Origin of the sequence: Sphingobium sp. Ant17 (genome assembly GCF_000588875.1) — a bacterium.
Lineage (GTDB): Bacteria > Pseudomonadota > Alphaproteobacteria > Sphingomonadales > Sphingomonadaceae > Sphingobium.
The window spans coordinates 1-7,619 of sequence record NZ_JEMV01000113.1; the positions used below are offsets into that span (position 1 = coordinate 1).

General features: G+C 60.0%; 7 protein-coding genes, 4 pseudogenes and 1 other annotated feature. Of the genes and pseudogenes, 6 read left to right on the forward strand and 5 right to left on the reverse strand.

From position 1 onward, the window contains the following. Positions 1 to 484: 484 nt before the first annotated feature. Positions 485 to 692 (forward strand): annotated as a pseudogene (locus BF95_RS29930) (transposase); the annotation flags it as partial. Between the two features lie 31 nt (positions 693 to 723). Here BF95_RS29930 and BF95_RS24010 read toward each other — a convergent pair. The 3 genes and pseudogenes from BF95_RS24010 to BF95_RS27705 form a co-directional block, all read right to left on the reverse strand. Further along, positions 724 to 1,647: pseudogene (locus BF95_RS24010) on the reverse strand (IS3 family transposase); the annotation flags it as partial. Then, entirely contained in the window at positions 1,541 to 2,608 is a 1,068-nt protein-coding gene (locus tag BF95_RS26905; RefSeq protein ID WP_200867057.1) for an IS110 family transposase, read from the reverse strand. The pseudogene BF95_RS24010 and the gene BF95_RS26905, both read right to left, overlap by 107 nt. Continuing rightward, positions 1,557 to 1,672 (reverse strand) — a sequence feature (AL1L pseudoknot). (Overlaps the previous gene by 116 nt.) Before the next feature lie 208 nt (positions 2,609 to 2,816). Next, positions 2,817 to 3,121, reverse strand: a pseudogene (locus BF95_RS27705) (transposase); the annotation flags it as partial. A 165-nt stretch (positions 3,122 to 3,286) separates the two neighbouring features. Between BF95_RS27705 and tnpB the strand changes: the two are divergent. The 3 genes from tnpB to BF95_RS24035 all read left to right on the forward strand — a co-directional run bounded on the left by tnpB (position 3,287) and on the right by BF95_RS24035 (position 5,592). Then, the gene (gene tnpB / locus BF95_RS24025; RefSeq protein WP_043155197.1) at positions 3,287 to 3,604 is read left to right on the forward strand and encodes an IS66 family insertion sequence element accessory protein TnpB; all 318 of its coding nucleotides are present in this window, start codon (positions 3,287 to 3,289) and stop codon (positions 3,602 to 3,604) included. Between the two features lie 63 nt (positions 3,605 to 3,667). Next, the gene (gene tnpC / locus BF95_RS24030; protein WP_043155199.1) at positions 3,668 to 5,296 is read left to right on the forward strand and encodes an IS66 family transposase; all 1,629 of its coding nucleotides are present in this window, start codon (positions 3,668 to 3,670) and stop codon (positions 5,294 to 5,296) included. Then, a complete protein-coding gene (locus tag BF95_RS24035) occupies positions 5,296 to 5,592 on the forward strand; it encodes a hypothetical protein (RefSeq protein WP_043155201.1) in 297 nt (98 codons plus the stop codon). The genes tnpC and BF95_RS24035 overlap by 1 nt, the downstream gene beginning before the upstream one ends. A gap of 15 nt (positions 5,593 to 5,607) precedes the next feature. Here BF95_RS24035 and BF95_RS26915 read toward each other — a convergent pair. Beyond that, positions 5,608 to 5,877: pseudogene (locus BF95_RS26915) on the reverse strand (transposase); the annotation flags it as partial. 113 nt (positions 5,878 to 5,990) lie between these two features. After that, complete coding sequence (locus tag BF95_RS24040) at positions 5,991 to 6,275, reverse strand: hypothetical protein (protein ID WP_043155122.1); 285 nt, start codon at positions 6,273 to 6,275, stop codon at positions 5,991 to 5,993. A 105-nt stretch (positions 6,276 to 6,380) separates the two neighbouring features. Between BF95_RS24040 and BF95_RS28500 the strand changes: the two genes are divergently transcribed. Both BF95_RS28500 and BF95_RS28505 read left to right on the forward strand, forming a co-directional pair. Then, positions 6,381 to 7,106 (forward strand): transposase, encoded by a 726-nt coding sequence (locus tag BF95_RS28500; protein ID WP_200867058.1) that lies wholly within the window; start codon positions 6,381 to 6,383, stop codon positions 7,104 to 7,106. Beyond that, a complete protein-coding gene (locus BF95_RS28505; protein ID WP_200867059.1) occupies positions 7,093 to 7,617 on the forward strand; it encodes a hypothetical protein in 525 nt (174 codons plus the stop codon). Before BF95_RS28500 ends, BF95_RS28505 begins: the two co-directional genes overlap by 14 nt. The last annotated feature ends 2 nt before the right edge of the window (positions 7,618 to 7,619 follow it).

Genomic DNA, 7,619 nt, shown 5'->3' on the forward strand with positions numbered 1-7,619 from the left:
GCGACACCCCAATGGCCCGGTTCGGCGAACCCGAGGAACTCGCCGCAGATAACTTGCTTTTCGCCTCTGAGGAAGCGTCCTATATCACGGGCAAACTCTATTCGTTGCAGGCGGAGGGATCGGATAAGAACTGTGGATCGGCCCTTTAATTGCGGGTAGCTGTCAACCTGAGTAGTGCGGACGTCAGGGTCAAGGTCCTTTTCGAGGTCAGAGCCTCATGATGGTTTCGGGCGAGGGCCTCTATGTGTGCAACGATGTTGGCCAAGGCCTCAACAGCCGATCCAGCGAGGTCACGATCACCGCCGTCCTGACGACAGCACCACTGTTGGTGTGGACGCTCTCCATACGGCGTAATGATGCCAGTTATGCCTTTAGCCCGGATTATTCATGGCGCTGTGTCCGAGGGGTTGGCGGGAGTGGCGTAAGGCATTGCTTTGCTGTAGGAAATTTGGGTGTCTAGACCAACCTGCAGCGAGGCAGAAAAATGCCACAGGCCACACCCGCCAGATGTAAGGATAGCGCGCCCGTTTTTTTCGTTTCCAGCGGTTGGGCGCAAGAAAGTCACAGCCGCCTTTGACGGTGGTCGGCTGACCTCGGACGGCGGGGTATTGCTACTCGCGCAAGCTGAGCGCGAGATGGCAATCTGCGGGCGACCTGCAGCTTGCATTGCCGATCAGCGGGATCTGAAGCGCCCCGGGTTTTCAGGAGGCAGTTTTCATTGGGCTATGCAGCCATATCGAGGTTCTCGAGGGCTGCATAGTAATTGTCTTCGGCCTCAGCGGGCGGGATGTGCCCGATAGGGCCGAAGAGCCGGTGATTGTTGTACCAATCGACCCAGCGCAGCGTTGCCATTTCCACGGCCGAAACGCTTGGCCATGACCGCTGCCGCCAAATTACCTCGGCCTTGTAAAGGCCGTTGATCGTCTCGGCTAAGGCGTTATCGTAGGAATCACCGACGCTACCGACCGAGGGAACGAGCTTCGCYTCGGCCAAGCGCTGGGTATAGTTCATGGCAAGATATTGAACTCCCCTGTCGCTATGGTGGATCAGTCCATCATCGGGACCGGGCCTACGGGCATGGATCGCCTGCTCCAGGGCATCCAGAACGAAGTTGGCAGTGGCTGACGTTCTGACCTTCCATCCGACGATCCGCCGGGCAAAAGCGTCAATCACGAAGGCAACATAGACGAAGCCCGTCCAGGTGTGCACGTAGGTAAAATCGACGACCCACAGGGCGTTTGGCCGGCTGACGCGAAATGCCCGATTGACCTTGTCCAGCGGACACGGCGTATTCGGGTTGCTGACGGTGGTGACCGTCTTCTTTCCACGCCGGACGCCTGCCAGCCCCATGGCGCGCATTAATCGTTCCACCGTGCATTTCGCCACCATTATGCCTTCACGCCGCATCTGGTGCCAGACCTTGCGTGCGCCATAGAGGCCGAAGCTGGCCTCATGGACCCGCTTGATCTGCTCCCTGATCTCGTCATCACGCTGCGCACGTGCTGGACGCCTGCCGGGATCGGCACTACGCGCGGCGTGTTCATGGTAGGAGGATGGGGCGATTGCCAGTTCCCGGCAGATCGGCTCGATACCCAAATCCTCGCGATGGACGTCGATGAACGCCATCATCATCTCCCGGGGCGGTCGAGTATCCGTCTTGGTCAAGGTCGTTTTTTTTTGGCTGCCAATCACGCCCCTTCACGCAGCAGCGTGTTTGCCAGAACGATGATGCGACGCATGACGGCGGTGATGGCGACCTTTTTTCGCCTTTCCTGCATTTACGAGCTGCTGATATTTTGTCGCGGAGATCGTGATTAAAGCGAATGGCGACCAACGCAGGCATGTAGATTGCCCGCCGGAGTGACGCCCGGCCACCAATAATCCGCTCTTTGCCCTGCCACTTGCCTGACTGTTGCGTCATGGGCGCAAGTCCAGCCAGAGCAGCAATCTTTTTGCTGTCGAGATGCCCAAGTTCCGGCATGTCGATCACCAAGATGGTCGCGGTTAATCTGCCGACCCCCGGAATGGTCATCAGACGCCTGATGCGCTCATCAAGGGTTCCACGCTGTTTGGCGATCTGGGCAACGACTTCATCCAAGGCTTTGATGTCGGTGTCAATGTCATTGATCCGGCGGCAGAGTTGGTCTTTCACCAAAGGGTTGGTTGCTGTAGCAAGGCGTGTCTTTGCCGTGATCTGATCTTTGACCAAGGCACGCCGTGCTGTCAGCAACTCCCTGAGATCATGAACATCTTCACCTTCTATGCCTTGAGGGGTCAAATCCAGAACAATCCCCATGCGAGCCAGCATTTTGGCGTCAACGCTATCGGTTTTGGCCAGTCGGCCGATAGCCTGTGCAAATCGTCGCGCTTGTTTCGGATTGACCTTGATGAAGGGGTGCCCCGCCAAACTGAGATATCGCTCAAGCCCACGATGATAGGCACCGGTCGCCTCGAAAACGAACAGTACCCCATCATTCTCGCCCAGCCAGGCGCATAGCTGAGCGAAACCTTCAGCCGTATTAGGCAGGCTGAGCGCTACGTCATGGGAGTGCCAGAAAGCGTCCAGACGGTCTTTCGACACATCGATTCCGATGGTATCCTTTGCCATCTTTTCTATCCACCTTTGCTTGTCGTTCGGGCCCGGAGCCCACGTATCCGTTCAGGTCGTAAGAAAAGACAGGGACTCGCCAAACTCGACCGCGGTCCTGCAAGACCAAGCTCCGCACGGCGCCGCCCCCGCCACCACCCGGCACCGCAGCTGCGGTGCCGGGTAGTGGCTCCCTTTTGCCTCAGGAGCCAGGGATTCTCATAAGACAAGCTCCGCCATCGCAAAATACGCAGATGCCTTGCGCAAAATCTCGTTGGCCCGGCGTAGTTCCTTCACTTCGCGCTCCAGCAATCTCAGGCGTTCCCGGTCATCCGCCGCCAGCGCCGCTGGCCCCGCTCGTCGGCTCGCCTCCTCGCGGCACCACCGGCGCAGCGTCTCCAGCGAGCAGCCGATCTTCGCCGCGATCGACTTCATCACTTCCCATTCCGAGCCGTACTCGGCCCGCTGCTCCACCACCATACGAACCGCCCGCTCGCGGACTTCAGGTGAAAATTTGTTGGTTGTCTTGCTCATAACGGATGCTCCTTCTCACAAGTTGGAGCCTCCTGGAAACCCGGGGCGCTTCAATGCTTGGCGCGCGCTAGCCGACGTTAGTTATGCGGAGTCGATATGGGAACAGCCGAGCACAATTACTTGCCCCTTTCGCGCCGACGCTGCATAATCATGGTCAGCGCATAGTTGCGCTTATGTGGAGCTCCACATAAGCGTAAAGGGATTTCGGGTCTTGCAATGCTGGCCCAGACCGTGCTGCGACAGAAGCCGGCCAGTGGTGCCGTATTCGCCTTTCGGGGACGGCGCGGCGACAGGCTGAAGCTGCTTTACTGGGATGGTCAGGGATTTTGCCTCTATTACAAGATCCTGGAGCGCGGCCGTTTTCCCTGGCCCTCTGCGGCTGACGGGGCGGCGCGACTGACATCGGCCCAACTCGCGATGCTGTGGGAAGGGATCGACTGGAGGCGTCCGAACTGGGGTGCGCCGCCTACACGCGCGGGGTAACTTTTCTTCTACGAAAGCGGCTGTTTTGCTAGGCTTTGCAGCCGTTTTCCTGTAGAAAAAGCCATGCTGAACGCGGCATCAGATCTTCCCGAAGACCCGGCCCTCCTCAAGGCGCTGATCGCCCAGTTGCAGGCCCAGAACACGAAGCTGACGACGACGCTGCGCGCCCATGACCTAGTCGTCCAGGCACTGCGTTTGCAGATTACCAAGCTCAGGAAGCAGGCTTTCGGCAAATCCTCCGAGAAGATCGAACGCGAGATCGAGCAACTCGAGTTCGCTCTCGAAGATGTGCTTGTCTCGATCGCACAACAGGGCCTCGTGACAAGTGACCAGGACGATTCCGAGGCGCAAGCGGCGGCCGCGTCTGCCGAGACCACCCCTGGGCCGCGTCCATCTCGGCGCCCACGCGTCTCGGCGGATACGCCGCGCCAACGCCACGAACTTGACCCCGGCAGCACCTGTCCGGAGTGCGGCAGCGAGCTGCGTCTCGTCGGCGAAGACGTGAGCGAGATCCTCGAGATGATCACGGCAAAGCTCCAGGTCATCGAAGTCGCCCGCCCGAAGAAGTCCTGCCGTTGCTGCGAGAAGATGGTCCAGGTGCCAGCCCCGAGCCGACCGATCCCCGGCAGCATGGCCGGAGGAAGTCTCCTGGCTTACGTGCTGATCGCGAAGTTTGACGACCATTTGCCGCTGTACAGGCAGAACGAGATCTTCGCGCGCATGGGTGCCGACATCCCACGCAGCACGCTGGCCGATTGGTGTGGTCGCTCGATGCGGATCCTGCAGCCGGTAATCGATCGGATCGAGGCCTCGGTCCTGGGTAGCGACATCCTGCACGCCGACGACACACCGATCCGCGTGCTGGCTCCGGAACGACGCGCCAAGGGTATCGGCAAGGGTGTGATGCAAGGCCGGATCTGGGGCTATGTCTGTGATCAGCGGCCTTGGGCCGGCACCGCGCCGCCTGGGGTCGTCTACCGCTATGCGCCCAACTGGAAAGCCGAGCACGTGCTTGCTCACTTGGGCAGCGCAAGCGGTATCCTGCAAGCCGACGCCTACAAAGGCTATGCGAAGCTCTACGAACCCCTCGCGGATGGTGAGCCTCGCTTCCAGGAAGCGGCCTGCTTTGCGCATTGGCGACGCGATTTTCATGACATCTGGACGTCGCAAAAATCCGAGATCGCACACGAGGCGCTCGAGCGTATCGGGCAACTCTACGACATTGAGCGCAAGATCGCGGGCAAGCCTGCCGATATCCGCCGGGCAGTACGCCAGGAGCTGAGCCGACCGAAACTCGAGGCTCTGCATAGCTGGGCCGAGAAGCAACTCACCCGTATCTCGACCAAGGGAGACCTGGCAAAGGCCTTTCGCTACGCCCTGGGGCGCTGGCACGCCTTCAGCCTCTTTATCGACGATGGACGCGTCGCCATCGACAACAACGCTGCCGAGCGGGCTGTCCGGCCCATATGCCTGGGCAAGAAGAACTGGTTATTCGCCGGCTCCGAAACAGGCGCCGAAACCCTCGCCCGCGCCATGACGCTCATCGAAAGCGCCAAAATGAACGGCCTCGATCCACAAGCATACATCACCGACCTGCTCAATCGCATCCACGATCACAAGATCAACAGGATCGACGAGCTGTTACCCTGGAACTGGGTGCCGCGCACCATCCCGCAAGCACTGGCCGCCTGATGGCCGCTGTCACTTCCTTCCTCACCCTCGACTATGTCGCCAGGATACTCGACGAGAACGTGGAGTTGCTGGAAGCCATCGTTTCAAACGACGACAACCTCACCTACGGCGCCATCGTCAGCGTCCACACCGGTCCGGACGAGGCCATCACCGCGCTGACTGATCACGGCGTGGAAGAACTGACGGACATGCTCAGCGGGGCGCGTCTCACGACCAAGGCCTGGCACCAATTCCTCGATGACTTTATCGACGATCCCGAGCTCGCCGCGCGCTTCAAGGCCCATAAGCTGCGGTAACAATCGGACGGTTACGAAGGTTCCATCGTCGCGCAGGGTACAGAACCAACGGTAAACGGTGCGCCATGGCGGAAAACTGTCGGGCAGAAGCCGCCATGGGCATCCTGCCCGCAGCAAGTAGAAAACGGCTTCAATAATGGCCCCCATCGGCCAGCGCCATCGTCGCCCGCAAGAGCATGGCGCAGGCAGATACGGCTCGATCAAATGCCATTCCGCGTCGGTAAGATCACTTCCATAGCGAAGCTGCTCGCGGCTATGATGCGCGCGGGCGGGCGGGTTCCACATGATGGCTTCCAAGGTTGGTGTCGCAACCCCTCGGAATCACATTGAAGCCTGATCGTCCACCGTTACGACGCCGTTCCGACACAGCCTCTTAGCTCGACTTTGTACGTTTTTGGTTAGGTCCAGGTCCAGAAGATGCTGTTTTCAGCGATGTGGTCGAGGGCTTGATCGAGGGGCAAGACGCATCCGCCCATATCGTCGATATCTTCCCATTTTCGCCGGTGTGACCAGTAGCCGAGCCTGACTTCGTCGCGCGTGCCGACAGGCTTGAGGCGGGCAATCGGTGCCTCGGTTTCCAGCAGATAGAGATGGTAAGCGCCCTTGTCCTCATACCATCCGACGCCGCCGCCGTTGGCCGCGTCGAACGTCTCGATGCGCAGAATGATTTCCTCGTCTTTCATGGTGCATCCATAGCTGCCGTCAGGTCACAGCATATTCGAGTCACCTCGCCGCATGGCAACAGCCTAAGCGTTGCAACGTGCTTCAGTTAGGATTCGAAGCATGGGATGTTGGACCAGAACAAGGCCGTTATCGGCGATGCCGTCCCCCAGATCCTGCGCCAATGGATGCAGGTATGGCGCCCCTGCTTCACTGCCCCCAGTTGGGAGCATGTACTCGTTCTTGTGATGGGCGGCCTGCTGGCCACCGGCAAACGAACCGTTACGTCTTGCCTGCGTGTGACCGGCCGAGCCCATGCTGCCAACTTTGCAACCTATCACCAGATCCTCAACCGTGCCCGCGGGAGCTCCCGTGCCGTTGCCAGGCGACTGCTCAGCATCGTGGTCGAACGGCTCGTGCCAGAGGGCCCTGTTGTCATCGGTATGGACGACACCATTGAGCGGCGATGGGGGCGCCAGATCACCGCACGGGGTATCTACCGCGACCCGGTCCGCTCCAGTCACGGCCATTTCGTCAAAGCCAGCGGACTGCGGTGGCTCAGCTTCATGGTGCTCACCCCGGTGTCATGGACCCGCCTGATCAAGGCGCTGCCAGTCTTGACGTTGCTCGCTCCTTCGGAACGATCGAACCGTCAACGCGGCTGCCGTCATAAATTGCTGACGGACTGGGCCCGGCAGGGCGCGCTGCAGCTGTCTCGCTGGCTGCCGGGTCGGCGGATCATCTTCATTGGCGACAGCAGCTTTGCTGTCCACGAACTGGCACATGCAATTGTTCGCCGGGCCACACTCATCAGCCGACTGCGGCTCGATGCCAACTTGTTTGCACAGGCCTGACGGGGCGAACGGCACGCACGGATGGGGCCGCCCCGCACAGAAAGGGCGAGCATTACCAAAACTCAAGACCCTGCTCGCCAATCCGGCGACACGCTGGACCAGCATTCTCGTCTCTGCCTGGTATGGCCATCTCAACGGCAAGACGCTCCAGATCACATCCGACATCGCCCTATGGTACAGGCCCGGCACCCCGGTCTTGCCGGYCCGCTGGGTCYTGGTTCGCGAYCCTGACGGAAAGCGCGASCCGCARGCCTTCTTCAGTACCGACATYACCCTCGAGCCCGCCGACATCATCGCCCTCTACGTCCGSCGRTGGCARATTGAGGTCACATTTGCCGAAACCCGCGCGCACCTGGGTATCGAGACACAGCGCCAGTGGACCGACAACGCCATAGCGCGAACCACGCCGGCTCTGCTCGGATTCTACAGTCTCATCTCGCTCTGGGCCTGTGATCTTCTCAACAGTACCAGCACACCGTACGCCGTCTGCGCAGAAGAGATTGTTAAGTAATA